Source organism: Frigoribacterium sp. PhB116, from assembly GCF_004364285.1.
GTDB lineage: Bacteria > Actinomycetota > Actinomycetes > Actinomycetales > Microbacteriaceae > Frigoribacterium.
Genome location: NZ_SOBE01000001.1, coordinates 543,865 through 557,211, shown reverse-complemented (window position 1 = coordinate 557,211; position 13,347 = coordinate 543,865). Strand labels below are relative to the sequence as shown.

12 protein-coding genes and 1 tRNA gene are annotated in these 13,347 nt (G+C 71.6%); 6 read left to right on the top strand and 7 right to left on the bottom strand.

Annotation, left to right across the window (positions count from 1 at the left end):
• Positions 1 to 110: 110 nt before the first annotated feature.
• The 6 genes from EDF20_RS02510 to aceE all read right to left on the bottom strand — a co-directional run bounded on the left by EDF20_RS02510 (position 111) and on the right by aceE (position 7,801).
• Positions 111 to 1,349, bottom strand: coding sequence for a beta-ketoacyl-[acyl-carrier-protein] synthase family protein (locus tag EDF20_RS02510; RefSeq protein ID WP_123546090.1), 1,239 nt, complete (start codon positions 1,347 to 1,349; stop codon positions 111 to 113).
• 103 nt (positions 1,350 to 1,452) lie between these two features.
• A complete protein-coding gene (locus EDF20_RS02505) occupies positions 1,453 to 1,701 on the bottom strand; it encodes an acyl carrier protein (protein ID WP_056054313.1) in 249 nt (82 codons plus the stop codon).
• Between the two features lie 80 nt (positions 1,702 to 1,781).
• The gene (locus EDF20_RS02500; protein ID WP_133737603.1) at positions 1,782 to 2,792 is read right to left on the bottom strand and encodes a beta-ketoacyl-ACP synthase III; all 1,011 of its coding nucleotides are present in this window, start codon (positions 2,790 to 2,792) and stop codon (positions 1,782 to 1,784) included.
• Positions 2,789 to 3,709 (bottom strand): ACP S-malonyltransferase, encoded by a 921-nt coding sequence (locus EDF20_RS02495; RefSeq protein WP_133737602.1) that lies wholly within the window; start codon positions 3,707 to 3,709, stop codon positions 2,789 to 2,791. Before EDF20_RS02495 ends, EDF20_RS02500 begins: the two co-directional genes overlap by 4 nt.
• Before the next feature lie 110 nt (positions 3,710 to 3,819).
• The gene (locus tag EDF20_RS02490; RefSeq protein WP_133738084.1) at positions 3,820 to 5,019 is read right to left on the bottom strand and encodes a helix-turn-helix domain-containing protein; all 1,200 of its coding nucleotides are present in this window, start codon (positions 5,017 to 5,019) and stop codon (positions 3,820 to 3,822) included.
• 37 nt (positions 5,020 to 5,056) lie between these two features.
• Positions 5,057 to 7,801: a pyruvate dehydrogenase (acetyl-transferring), homodimeric type gene (gene aceE, locus EDF20_RS02485; RefSeq protein ID WP_133737601.1), complete on the bottom strand. Its 2,745-nt coding sequence runs from the start codon at positions 7,799 to 7,801 to the stop codon at positions 5,057 to 5,059.
• Between the two features lie 245 nt (positions 7,802 to 8,046).
• Here aceE and EDF20_RS02480 point away from each other — a divergent pair, with 245 nt between their 5' ends.
• From EDF20_RS02480 to EDF20_RS02465, 4 genes are all read left to right on the top strand, one after another.
• Positions 8,047 to 8,520, top strand: a complete 474-nt coding sequence (locus tag EDF20_RS02480; protein ID WP_123546080.1) for a peroxiredoxin — start codon at positions 8,047 to 8,049, stop codon at positions 8,518 to 8,520.
• A gap of 88 nt (positions 8,521 to 8,608) precedes the next feature.
• Positions 8,609 to 8,681 (top strand) — tRNA-Val (locus tag EDF20_RS02475).
• Positions 8,682 to 9,047: 366 nt separating this feature from the next.
• Positions 9,048 to 9,653 (top strand): hypothetical protein, encoded by a 606-nt coding sequence (locus tag EDF20_RS02470; RefSeq protein ID WP_133737600.1) that lies wholly within the window; start codon positions 9,048 to 9,050, stop codon positions 9,651 to 9,653.
• A 43-nt stretch (positions 9,654 to 9,696) separates the two neighbouring features.
• The gene (locus EDF20_RS02465) at positions 9,697 to 11,100 is read left to right on the top strand and encodes a LamG-like jellyroll fold domain-containing protein (protein WP_133737599.1); all 1,404 of its coding nucleotides are present in this window, start codon (positions 9,697 to 9,699) and stop codon (positions 11,098 to 11,100) included.
• 73 nt (positions 11,101 to 11,173) lie between these two features.
• Here the strand turns inward: EDF20_RS02465 and EDF20_RS02460 are convergent, their stop codons facing one another.
• Positions 11,174 to 11,455 (bottom strand): GlsB/YeaQ/YmgE family stress response membrane protein, encoded by a 282-nt coding sequence (locus EDF20_RS02460; protein ID WP_123546074.1) that lies wholly within the window; start codon positions 11,453 to 11,455, stop codon positions 11,174 to 11,176.
• 119 nt (positions 11,456 to 11,574) lie between these two features.
• Here EDF20_RS02460 and EDF20_RS02455 point away from each other — a divergent pair, with 119 nt between their 5' ends.
• Positions 11,575 to 12,243, top strand: coding sequence for a response regulator transcription factor (locus EDF20_RS02455; protein WP_123546071.1), 669 nt, complete (start codon positions 11,575 to 11,577; stop codon positions 12,241 to 12,243).
• A 75-nt stretch (positions 12,244 to 12,318) separates the two neighbouring features.
• Positions 12,319 to 13,341 (top strand): nuclease-related domain-containing protein, encoded by a 1,023-nt coding sequence (locus tag EDF20_RS02450; protein ID WP_123546070.1) that lies wholly within the window; start codon positions 12,319 to 12,321, stop codon positions 13,339 to 13,341.
• The last annotated feature ends 6 nt before the right edge of the window (positions 13,342 to 13,347 follow it).

Here is a 13,347-nt window from a genome sequence, read left to right as displayed (position 1 = left end):
CGACGCCCGTCGGCTGACCTCCACGCACCCGCGCGACGCGACGAAGGCCGGTGACCCCGTGGGGACACCGGCCTTCGTCGCGCCCGTCGCGGAGGCGCGGGCAGGGAGGATCAGACCGAGCGGAACGCGACGACCGCGTTGTGCCCGCCGAAGCCGAACGAGTTGCTGACCGCGACGATCTCGCCGTCGGGCAGCCGGCGCGGCTCGCCGACCACGACGTCGAGGTCGATCTCGTCGTCCATCTGCGTGACGTTGATCGTCGGGGGAGCGATGCGCTCGTGCAGCGCCTTCACCGTGAAGAGGGCCTCGATGGCTCCGGCACCGCCGAGCAGGTGCCCGGTCGACGCCTTGGTCGCCGAGACGATCAGCTTCGAGGTGTGGTCGCCGAAGACCCGCTTGATCGCGTGGTACTCGGCGATGTCGCCGACCGGCGTGCTGGTCGCGTGCGCGTTCACGTGCACGACCTGGTCGCGCTCGACGCCGGCGTTCTCGAGCGTCGCGATGACCGCCCGGGCGGCACCGGTGCCCTCGGGGTCAGGGGCGGTGATGTGGTACGAGTCGCTCGTGACCGCTCCGCCGATCAGCTCGGCGTAGATGCGGGCGCCGCGGGCCAGCGCGTGCTCCTCGGTCTCGAGGACGAGCGCCGCGCCTCCTTCGCCGAGGACGAAGCCGTCCCGGGTGACGTCGTACGGACGGGAAGCGGTGGCCGGGTCGTCGTTCCGCTTCGAGAGCGCCTGCATGGCCGCGAACGAGGCGAGGGGCATCGGGTGGATGGCCGCCTCGGAGCCGCCGGCGACGGCGATGTCGGCGAGGCCGGACTGGAGGTGGTCGTAGGCCATGGCGATCGACTCGGTGCTGGAGGCGCATGCCGAGACGACCGTGCGGGCGCCGGCGCGCGCGCCGAGGCTCATCGAGATCGCGGCGGCGGGCCCGTTGGGCATCAGCATCGGCACGGTCATCGGCAGCACGCGCCGCGGGCCCTTCTCGCGGAGGGTGTCCCACGCGTCGAGCAGGGTCCACACGCCGCCGATGCCGGTGGCCCAGTCGACGATGAAGCGCTCGGGGACGACCTCGGGCGAGCCGGCGTCGGCCCAGGCCTCGCGCGCGGCGGTGAGGGCGAACTGGCTGGACGGGTCGAGGCGCTTGGTCTCGCGGCGGTCCAGCACGTCGGCCGACGGCACCTTGGCCTGGCCGGCGATGGTGACGGGCAGCTCGTACTTGGCGACCCACTCCTGCTCGAGGGTCGTGATGCCGGACTCGCCCGTGAGGAGCGCGTTCCAGCTGTCGACGGCGGTGCCGCCGAGGGGGGAGGTGCCACCGAGGCCGGTGACGACGATCTTCTTGGTCATGACGATTCTCCTGGAGAGACGGTGCGTCCCTCGGCAGGCGCGGAGCCCACGAGGGGGGACGGAGAGGCCCGGTCGCCCCGAGGGGAGACCGGGCCGTCGACGTCTAGTCCTGTGCCTTGGTGATGAAGGTGACGGCGTCGCCGACGGTCTTGAGGTTCTTGACCTCTTCGTCGGGGATCTTCACGTCGAACTTCTCCTCGGCGTTGACCACGATGGTCATCATCGAGATGGAGTCGATGTCCAGGTCGTCGGTGAACGACTTGTCCATCTCGACGGTGTCGGTCGCGATGCCCGTCTCGTCGTTGACGAGCTCGGCCAGGCCGGCGAGGACTTCTTCGGTGGACAGTGCCATGGTGTGTTCTCCTTGAGGGGGTGTCGTGGTGACCGGGGTAAAGCCTATACAGGGCGGCGGCGGCGCGCCGTCGCGGCGCGCTACGGGAGGACGACCACCTGGGCGCCGAACACGAGCCCCGCGCCGAAGCCGATCTGCAGCGACAGGCCGCCGCTGAGCTCGGGGTGCTCCTCGAGGAGGCGGTGGGTCGCGAGCGGGATGCTGGCGGCGGACGTGTTGCCGGTGGTCGCGATGTCGCGGGCGATGACGACCGTGTCCGGCAGGCCGAGCTGCTTGGCGAACTCGTCGACGATGCGCATGTTGGCCTGGTGAGGCACGAACGCGGCGAGCTGGTCGCTCGTGACGCCGGCCTGCTCGAGGGCCTGCTTCGCGACCTTGACCATCTCCCACACGGCCCAGCGGAAGACGGTCTGGCCCTCCTGGCGGAGGGTGGGCCAGGCGACCTCGCCGGCCCCGGCGCGGTACTCCTGCATCGTGTTCGTCATGCGGATGGCGTCCCACTTCGAGCCGTCGCTGCCCCAGACGGTGGGGGCGATGCCGGGGGTGTCGCTCGCGCCGACGACCGCCGCGCCCGCCCCGTCGCCGAGGAGGAACGAGATGGTGCGGTCGGTCGGGTCGATGAAGTCGCTGAGCTTCTCGGCCCCGACGACGAGCACGTACTCGGCGAGACCGGACTTCACGAACGAGTCGGCCTGCGCGATGCCGTAGGCGTAGCCGGCGCAGGCGGCCGAGATGTCGTAGGCGGCGGCCGGGTTCGCACCGATCTTCTCGGCGAGCAGCGAGGCGACCGAGGGGGTAGCGACGCCGCCGCTGATGGTCGAGACGAGCACGACGCCGATCTGGTCGGCACGGATGCCGGCCTTGGCGATCGCCTCGTTCGCGGCGGCCTCGGCGAGGTCGACGACGTGCACCTCGGACGACGCCCGCACGCGCGTCACGACGCCGGTGCGCTGCTGGATCCACTCGTCGCTCGAGTCGATCGGCTCGACGATGTCGGCGTTCGGCACGACCTGGTCGCCCCGGGCGGCGCCGATGGAGAGGATGCGCGTGTACTCGGCGCCGTGCTGCTGCTTGAGCTGGGGGGTGGTCATTCTGCTCCCTCGAGGAGGTCGACGGCGGCCTGCAGGTCGTCGGGGGTCTTCACCGCGACGGAGGGGACTCCGCGCAGCGCGCGCTTGGCGAGGCCGGTCAGGGCGCCCGCAGGGGCGAGCTCGACGATGCCGGTGACGCCGGCGTCGGCGAACGAGGTCATGACGGCGTCCCACCGGACAGGCGAGGACACCTGGCCGACGAGCAGCTCGACGAAGCGGTTGCCGGAGTCGACGGCGCTGCCGTCGTGGTTCGTCCAGAGCCGCAGGGTCGGGTCCGAGGCGGTGACGGAGGAGGCGGCGGTGCGGAGGCGCTCGACGGCCGGCTCCATGAAGCGCGTGTGGAACGCCCCGGCGACCTGCAGCGGCACGACCCGGCTCTTGGCGGGCGGCTCGGCGGCGAGGGCGGCGAGGGCACTCAGCTCGCCCGCGACGACGATCTGTCCGCCGCCGTTGTGGTTGGCTGCGGTGAGCCCGAGGGCCTCGAGGCGGGCGGCGAACTCGGCCTCGTCCCCGCCGAGGACGGCGCTCATGCCGGTCTCGACCGACGAGGCTGCCTCGGCCATCGCGCGGCCGCGCTCGGCGACCAGGCGCACGGCGTCGTCGTCGGTGAGCACGCCGGCCACGGCCGCCGCGGTGAACTCGCCGACCGAGTGGCCGGCGACGCCGCCTACGCGGCTGCGGTCGACGCGGGAGAAGAGGGCGCGAGCCGTGAGCAGGCCGGCGGCGACGATGAGGGGCTGGGCCACGGCGGTGTCGCGGATGGTGTCGGCGTCGGACGTCGTGCCGTGGGCGACGAGGTCGACGCCGGCCGACTCGGAAAGCTGCTCGAGGAGGCGGCGCTGGGCGTCGTCCTCCAGCCAGGGCTCGAGGAATCCGGGGGACTGGGAGCCCTGTCCGGGCGCTACGACGACGATCACTCGACCATCATGCCAACGACGTGTCCCGTCCGTGTGGAGCAACTCGACCAAAGATCGCTGGGGACACTGTGGATCACCACAGCCGCGACCCACAGCCGCGACCGCAGCGGTCAGCGTCGCCGGGGCGTCTGCCCGTCCGTGTCGGCGATCGACCCGAGGATGAGCGCCGACTGCAGCACGATGGCCTCCCGTGAGCCGGTGGCGTCCCAGCCGATCACGTCCGAGACGCGCTTGAGGCGGTAGCGGACCGTGTTGGGGTGCACGAACAGCTCGCGTGCCGTGGCCTCGAGCGACCGCCCGTTGTCGAGGTAGCACCACAGGGTCGTGAGCAGCTCGGTCGAGTGCGTCTTCAGCGGCTTGTAGATGCGGTTGACGAGGGTCGAGCGGGCGAGGGGGTCGCCGGCGAGGGCGCGCTCGGGGAGCAGGTCGTCGGCGAGCACCGGACGAGGCGCGTTCCGCCACGACCGGGCGACGGCGAACCCGGCGAGGGCGGCCTTGGCGCTCTGCGCGGCCTCGACGAGGCTCGGCACCTCGTGGCCGAGCACGAGGTGGCCGTCGCCGAAGCCGGGCTCGAGGGCCGACGCGATGTCGGTGAACGGGGGCTGCGACGTCGAGACGCCGTTCTCGTCGGTCTCCTGCTCGGCTCGGCCGATCACGAGCACCAGCCGGCTGCCCTGCACGCCGATCAGGACGTCGGCGTCGAGGTGGCGCGCCGTGCGGCGGAGCTGGTCGACGTCGAGCATGCGGGGGGCCGTGCCGACCAGCACGGACACCTCGCCGTGGCCGTGCCAGCCGAGCGCGGCGATGCGGCTCGGCAGCTCGTCGTCGTACTCGCCCCGCAGGATCGAGTCGACCACGAGGGCCTCGAGCCGGGCGTCCCAGAGGCCGCGCGCCTCGGCGGCCCGGGCGTAGACGTCGGCCGAGGCGAACGCGATCTCCCTCGAGTACAGGAGGATCGCCTCCCGCAGGCTGTCGTCGCCGTCCTTGACGCGTTCTTCGACCACCTCGACCGTGACCCGGATGAGCTGGAGGGTCTGTTGGAGGCTGATGGAGCGGAGCAGCTCTCGAGGGGCCGCGCCGAACACGTCGGCGGCGATCCACGGCGTCGACCGGGGATCGTCGAACCAGCTGATGAAGGAGGTGATGCCCGCCTGGGCGACGAGCCCCACCGCCGAACGGCGGCCGGGCGGCATGTCGCCGTACCAGGGGAGCGTCTCCTCCAGCCGCTTGATGGTCGCCGTCGACAACTCCCCGGACACCGTCCGCAGCCACGCGAGCGTTCGCTCCTTCGTGGCCGCGGACGGCTCCATCGGCGAGGCCGGGACCCGCTCGGCGCTCACGCGGTCGTCAGCTCTCCCCGCCGGCGGTGCCGCTGGTGCCGGCCGTCACGTCGTGCAGCTGGTAGCGGTCGATCGCCTGCTGGACGACGCTGCGGTCGACGTCGCCGCGACGCGCGAGCGCCTGCAGCGTGCGGACCACCATGGAGGGGCCGTCGATCTTGAAGAACCGACGAGCAGCCGCGCGGGTGTCCGAGAAGCCGAAGCCGTCGGCGCCGAGCGTCAGGTAGTCGCCGGGCACGTACTCGCGGATCTGGTCGGGCACGGCCGCCATGAAGTCGGACGTCGCGATGACCGGGCCCTCGGAGCCCTGGAGCTTCTCGGTCACGTAGGGCGTGCGGGGCTCGGCGCTCGGGTTGAGGAAGTTGTGCTCCTCGGCCTCGAGACCGTCGCGGCGCAGCTCGTTCCACGAGGTGACGCTCCACACGTCGGCGGCCACGTTCCAGTCGTCGGCGAGCAGCTGCTGGGCCTCGAGGGCCCAGCGCACGCCGACGCCCGAGGCGAGCAGCTGGGCGCGGGGCCCCAGGTTCTCGGCGGACTTCAACTTGTAGATGCCGCGCACGACGCCGTCGACGTCGAGGTCGTCCGGCTCGATGGGCTGCTGCATCGGCTCGTTGTAGACGGTGATGTAGAACATGACGTTCGGGTCGTCGTGCGACGGGGTGCCGTCGTCGTTCTTCCCGTACATGCGGTCCATGCCCGCCTTGACGATGTGCCCGAGCTCGTAGCCGTACGCCGGGTCGTACGAGACGACGGCGGGGTTGGTCGAGGCGAGCAGCAGCGAGTGGCCGTCCGCGTGCTGCAGGCCCTCGCCGGTCAGCGTCGTGCGGCCCGCCGTGGCGCCGATGATGAACCCGCGGGCCATCTGGTCGCCCGCTGCCCACATGGCGTCGCCGGTCCGCTGGAAGCCGAACATCGAGTAGAAGACGTAGACCGGGATGAGCGGCTCGCCCTGCGTCGAGTACGACGTGCCCACGGCGGTGAAGGCCGCGAAGGCGCCGGCCTCGTTGATGCCGACGTGCAGGAGCTGGCCCTGCGGGCTCTCCTTGTAGGCCAGCAGCAGCTCCCGGTCGACGGACGTGTAGTGCTGCCCGTTGGGGTTGTAGATCTTCGACGTCGGGAAGTACGCGTCCATGCCGAAGGTGCGGGCCTCGTCCGGGATGATCGGGACGATGCGGTGGCCGAAGTCGGGGGAGCGCAGCAGGTCCTTGAGCAGGCGGGCGAAGGCCATCGTGGTGGCCACCTCCTGCTTGCCCGAGCCCTTGCGGACGACGTCGTAGGACTTCGCCTCGGGAACCGCGATCTCGGTGTACTTGCTGCGGCGCTCGGGCACGTAGCCGCCGAGGGCGCGTCGGCGCTCGTGCAGGTACTGGATCGCCTCGTCGCCGTCGCCCGGGTGGTAGTACGGCGGCAGGTACGGGTCCTCGTCGAGCTGCGCGTCGCTGATCGGGATGCGCATCTCGTCGCGGAACTGCTTGAGGTTGTCGAGCGTGAGCTTCTTCATCTGGTGGGTCGCGTTGCGACCCTCGAAGGCCGGGCCGAGGCCGTAGCCCTTGACGGTCTTCGCGAGGATGACGGTGGGCTGGCCCTTGTGCTCGCTGGCGGCCTTGAAGGCCGCGTAGACCTTCTTGTAGTCGTGGCCGCCGCGCTTGAGGTTCCAGACCTGGTCGTCGGTGAAGTCCTTCACGAGCTCGAGGGCGCGGGGGTCGCGGCCGAAGAAGTTCTCGCGGACGTACGCGCCGCTCTCGGCCTTGTAGGTCTGGAAGTCGCCGTCGGGCGTCGTGTTCATCAGGTTGAGCAGCGCGCCCTCGGTGTCGCGGGCGAGCAGGTCGTCCCACTCGCGGCCCCAGACGACCTTGATGACGTTCCAGCCGGCACCGCGGAAGAAGCTCTCGAGCTCCTGGATGATCTTGCCGTTGCCGCGCACCGGGCCGTCCAGGCGCTGCAGGTTGCAGTTGATGACGAAGTTGAGGTTGTCGAGGCCCTCGTTGGCCGCCACCTGGAGCTGGCCGCGGCTCTCGACCTCGTCCATCTCGCCGTCGCCCAGGAACGCCCAGACCTGCTGGTCGGAGGCATCCTTGATGCCGCGGTTGGTGAGGTACTTGGCGACCTGCGCCTGGTAGATCGCGTTGATCGGTCCGAGGCCCATCGACACGGTCGGGAACTGCCAGAACTGCGGCATGAGCCGGGGGTGCGGGTACGAGCTGAGGCCGCCGGTGTGGTGCGACTTCTCCTGGCGGAAGCCGTCGAGCTGGTCGGTGCCGAGGCGGCCCTCGAGGAACGCGCGGGCGTACATGCCGGGGGAGGCGTGGCCCTGGAAGAAGACCTGGTCGCCGCCGCCCGCGTGGTCCTGGCCGCGGAAGAAGTGGTTGTAGCCGACCTCGTAGAGTGCGGCCGACGAGGCGTAGGTCGAGATGTGGCCGCCGACCGAGACACCGGGGCGCTGGGCGCGGTGCACCGTGACGGCCGCGTTCCAGCGGACCCAGCGGCGATAACGGCGCTCGAGCTCTTCGTCGCCGGGGAACTCGGGCTCGTCCTCGGGGGCGATGGTGTTCACGTAGTCGGTCTTCGGGACCATCGGCACGCCGAGGTGCAGCTCGCTCGAGCGAGACAGCAGGCTCTTCATGATCTGACGTGCGCGTTCGTGGCCCTGCGCCGCGACGAGGGAGTCGAGGGACTCCCTCCACTCGGCGGTCTCCTCGGGATCCTGGTCGGTCGTGTCGACCGTGTACGGATCCTGATCGTTTACCGTCACCCTTGACCTCTATCACTCGTGTGTGGTGGACAACAGCCGCCGCCCCACGGGGGCGCACGGCGGCCAGCTCGACGCGGCTCGGGTCCCGGGTCGTCGTCGCGCACTGACCTGGCGAGTCTAGTTGGCTCCGCCGACGGAGGCTCGGCACGCCCTGGGAGAACGTCCTCGCGCGCGGCCGTCAGAGGCGTAACATCGCTCCTCGTGTTGACGTCGGTCGCCCGGACCGGCGCGGAAGGAACGTGCTCATGGCGCTGGAGAACGACATCCAGGCTCCCGACTTCGATCTGCCGAACCAGTTCGGCGAGCACGTGCGACTGGCGGACTACCGCGGCGTGCGCCCCGTCGCCCTCGTCTTCTTCCCGCTGGCCTTCTCCAGCACCTGCACCGCCGAGCTCTGCACGCTCCGCGACAACCTGGCGATGTTCCAGGACGCCCGCGTCGAGCTGATCGGCATCTCCGTCGACTCGAAGGCGACCCTGCGGGCCTTCGCCGAGGAGGAGGGCTACGACTTCACCCTCCTGGCCGACTTCTGGCCGCACGGCGAGGTCTCGAAGGAGTACGGCGTGTTCCTCGAGCACAAGGGCTTCGCCACCCGCGCTACGTTCCTCATCGACGTCGACGGCGTCATCCGCGAGCACTTCCTCACCGAGCCCGGCCAGGCACGCTCGCTGGCCGACTACCGCGCCGCGCTCGACCAGCTCACGTCCGTCCCGGCCTGACTCGCCGTCAGGGCCAGCCCGCAGGAGGCGCCGGTCGCGTCTGCTTCGCGATAACCTGTCTCCTGCTCGCCCGGCCCGCCCGGCGCGAGGGCCTTTAGCTCAGTTGGTAGAGCGCCACGTTTACACCGTGGATGTCATCGGTTCGAGCCCGGTAGGGCCCACCCCGCGAGTCGTGATCCACGTGTCGAGCCGTCGTGTCCTCGGACGTCGTGGTCGGCCGACCCCGAATCGATCGTCAGCGGCGCGCGAGCTGCTCAGGCCCCTGCGCCGTGTCGGCTCGCGGTGGACGGCGGCGCACGGCACGGCGACGTACGGAAAGTGAGTGCGGCCGCTCGGTCGCGTGGCGGAACAGGCGCAGGAAGGCGCGGGGTACAGCGACATCCCCATCTTTGGGGACACCCGACCCCTTACCGTCCTGGCGACCCGTCGGTACCGTCACGTCATCGGCACCGTGCCGACCCTCGCGAATCCCTACCCGACCGGCACCACCGGGGGCTCCCGAGGCGCGACCCGAGAGACCTCCCGACATGTCCCGAACGATCAGCCGCGCCCGCTGGACGCGCCGTGCCCGCTGGGCAGCCCTGCCCGTCGCCGTGATCGCCTCCGGCGCGATCATCTCGACCGCCTCGTACTCGGCGTTCTCCGCCACCACGTCGAACCCGACCAGCAACTGGTCGACCGGCACCGTCCAGCTCACGGACGACGACTCCGACGTCGCCCTGTTCTCAGCTTCCGGCCTGAAGCCCGGCGACACGGGCAGCAAGTGCATCACGGTCACGTCGAAGGGCACCCTGCCGTCGGCGGTCAGGCTCTACGGCACGTCGGCGACGACGACGAACTCGCTCTCGTCCTACCTCGACCTGCGGATCGTGCAGGGCACCGGCGGGTCGAGCGCCTCGTGCGACGGGTTCACGCCCGCGACCCAGGACGCCCAGGTCTGGTCGGGCACCCTCGCGGACTTCGCGAGCCAACGCACCGGCTACGCGACCGGCGCGCCGACCTGGTCGCCGTCGGGCACCGCCCCCGAGTCGCGCTCCTTCCAGTTCACCTACACGTTGAGCTCGGCCACTCCGAACACCGGGCAGGACTCGCGTGCCGCCCTCGCCTTCACCTGGGAGGCCCAGACCCGCTGACCGCGGTCGACCCCGGTCGACCACTCGGAGCGGGAGTCCTGTCATGACCCCGACCACCACGCCGCAGCCCGGCCGCACGGCCTTCTCCTTCTGGGGTGCCCTCTGCGTCGCGACGTGTGCGCGGGTGGCCCTCACGACGATCGCCTGCCTCCTCCTCTGGGCAGCCGTGCCGGCCCTCTGGGGCTGGTCGCCGACCACCGTCGTCTCGGGGTCGATGGCGCCGACGATCGTCGCGGGCGACGTCGTCGTGGCGATGCCCCTGGACGCCGACGAGCTCGTCCCCGGTCAGGTCCTGCTCGTGGACGACCCTGACCGCCCCGGCGAGCTGCGGCTGCACCGGCTGGTCGAGAGCACCGCCGACGGGCTCCGGCTGCAGGGCGACGCCAACACGACGGCCGACTCGAGCCCGGTGCCGGTCGAGGACGTCCACGGCGTGGGCGTCCTGCTCGTGCCCGGGGTCGGCTCCCCGATGCTCTGGCACGGCGGCGACCGTGTGGCCGGCGGCCTGCTGGCGTCGCTGGTCGTGCTGGCGCTGATCGCCCTGACCCGGCTCGAGCCGAGGGGCGACGAGGAGGTGGTCGACCCGCTCGGTCTGTCCCGTCACCGTGCGCGTGCCCCCGTGACGACCATGACGTGGGCGGCCAGGGCGTCCGGGACGGTGCTCGCCGTGGTCGGCGGCGTAGCCGTGCTGCTGCTGGTCGTGGGCTCGAGCCACTCCGCGTTCGCCGGCACGACCTCGACGGCGAGCAGCCTCGCCACGTCACGGTTCACCTGCCTCGATCGACCTGTCGCCGCGCAGACGCACTTCGCCTACCAGTACAACGACGGTGCCGGCACGTCGCTGCGGGACAGCAGCGGCAACGGGCGCGCGGGCACGCTCACCCAGGGGGCGATGATCCAGAGCGGGAGCTGCGCGTCGGGCCCGAGCCCGTGGCTGTCGCTCGACGGGGTGACCGGGCAGGTCACGACGCCCGAGCGGCTGAGGGCGCCCCAGGTCTTCTCGATCGAGACGTGGTTCCGGACGACGACGACAGCCGGGGGGAAGCTCGTCGGCTTCGGCAACAGCCAGGCGGGGGCGTCGACCCAGTACGACCGGCACCTCTACCTCACGAACCGGGGCACGCTCGTCTTCGGCGTGTACAGCGGCCAGCAGTACACGATGTCGAGCACCGCCTCCTACGCCGACGGGGCGTGGCACCTCGCCACCGTCACCTTCGACGGGTCGGGCATGGTCCTCTACGTGGACGGGGCGCAGGTCGCGTCCTCGCCGCAGAACGCGGCCGAGGACTTCCTGGGCTGGTGGCGGATCGGCTACGACACGGTGGGGGGAGTGTGGCCGGAGGCGCCGTCCAGTCCGCACTACCGAGGCGATCTCGAGAACACCGCGGTCTACGACGTCGCCCTGACGGCGGCCGACGTGGCTGCCCGCCACGCCGCCGGGCGCTGAGCAGGCCCACCGCCTCGGGGGAGGGGCCGGGACGTCCGTGACGGCCCGGCGCACCCCCGCGACGACGACGGCCCTAGCGGCGGGCGGCGCTGCGTCGGCCGGAGACGGCGACCCAGATCGCGAGGACGACGATCGCGCCGATGATCGAGCCGATGATGCCGGCGGGCTGGAAGAAGCCGTCGGTCGGGTCGTGCTGGAACAGCAGGAAGCCGAGGAACCCGCCGACGAACGAGCCGATGACGCCGAGGAGGATCGTCATGGCGATCGAGAGGCTCTGACGCCCGGGGACGACCGCTCGGGCGATGAACCCTGCGATGAGGCCGATGACGAGCAGGCTGATGATGAGTCCGATCATGGTGTTCTCCTTCCGGGAGAGGTGCGCGACGGGCGCCGTCGGTGCCGTGGAGTCGCGCAGCTCAGCAGACCACCCCTGGAGGTGTGGCGGCACACCCCTCGGGGTGGGATGGTGTCGTCATGCCCCTCGCCCCGACCCGCTCGATCACCGTCGCCCTCGTCGACGACTACGACGTCGTGCTCGCCGGCCTCGCCCACATGTTCGACCAGTACCGCGACCGGGTCGTCGTCGCCGAGATCGACGCGACGACGGCGCTGTCCGACGAGGTCGACGTCGTCCTCTACGACTCCTTCGCCCAGCCCGAGTCCGACCACCACGAGCTCGCCGAGCTCGTCGCGAACCCCGCGGCCGGCAAGGTGGTCGTCTACACCTGGAACTTCCACCCGGAGCTGGTGGAGGCGGCCCTCGCGCAGGGCGTGCACGGGTACCTCTCGAAGACCCTCACTGCGCGCGAGCTCGTGGAGGCGCTCGAGGCGGTGCACCGAGGCGAGCAGGTCGTCAGCGACGTCCGGGGCCGTGCGCCGAGCGCCCCCGGCCTCGACTGGCCCGGCCGCCGCGAGGGCATCACCGACCGCGAGTCGGAGATCCTGGCGCTGATCACGCAGGGCAAGAGCAACGCCGAGGTCGCCGCCCTGACCTACCTCAGCCCGAACACGGTCAAGTCGTACATCCGGTCGGTCTACCGGCGCATCGGTGCGACCAGCCGCACGCAGGCCGTGCTCTGGGGCGTGCAGAACGGCTTCCGCCCCGACCACCACCGGATCGACCACTGGCTCGGCGGTCCCTGAGGCCCTCGGCCACCGCCTCCGGCGGGCACGGTGCGCCTCCTCGGCGCCTGCCGCCCGGCGTGTTCTGCTGGGCGCATGCCTGACGCGAGCGAGCTGACCACATACCTGCCCTGGGCGGTCGCCGCCGTCCTCCTCATCGTGCTGATCGTGCTAGTGGTGCTGCTGCGTCGACGGGCGACGGCGGCGCAGGAGGCGCTGCGGACCCGCGAGGAGGCGCACCGGAGGGCGCTCGACGAGGCCACGGCCGAGCGCGAGCGCGCCGCCCGCGACGCCGCCGAGGCCCACGCCCGCGAGCTGGAGCAGGTCGAGGCGCGGCGCGTCGACGCCGAGACGTCCGCCCAGCAGAGCCGCGCCCTGGTCGCGGCCGGGGCGAAGTGGGAGGAGACCTCCCGCCGCATGGTGCTCGACGCGGTCACCGACCTCGGCCTCGACGGCGCCCTCGTGACGAACCTCGTCTTCGTCCCCGTCGACGCGACGCGGACCCGGCGTTTCGTCGCGCAGGTCGACCACGTCCTCCTGCTGCCGACGGTCGCCCTCGTGATCGAGAACAAGGGGTGGAAGGGCGTCGTGCTCGACGGCGTGCACCCGCGGGACGCCGGCTCGTCGTTCGCGACGCTCCTCGGCGACCTCGAGCTGGAGCCGCCCTTCGCGGTCCAGGTCAAGCGCGACTCGCTCACCTCGCTCGAGCTGCGCACGCACGACCAGGGCCACGCCCCGCGCAAGCAGGTCCGGCGCCAGGCGCAGCGCATCTCCGACCTCGTCCGTGCCGAGACCCACCGCAAGCCGTGGTTCGACACCGCGGTGCTGTACTCGCACCCCGACGCCGACGTCCACGCCGACCCCCGGGCCGACGACGAGGGCGTGAGCACCGTGGTCATCGCCAGCCAGGCCCAGCTCCGCGCCCACCTCGAGGAGCTCGTCCGACGCCGTCGGCCCGGCCCCGACAGCCCCCGCATCGACGAGCTCTCCGCCCTCTTCGCCGGTCTCGGGGCCGAGGTGACCTCCTTCGGCAAGCCGCTCGACCGCGCGACGGCGGCGGGCCTAGCTGGCCCGGCAGGCCAGCCCGAGAACGCAGAGTCCTCGCCGACGCAGACGTAGCGCTCC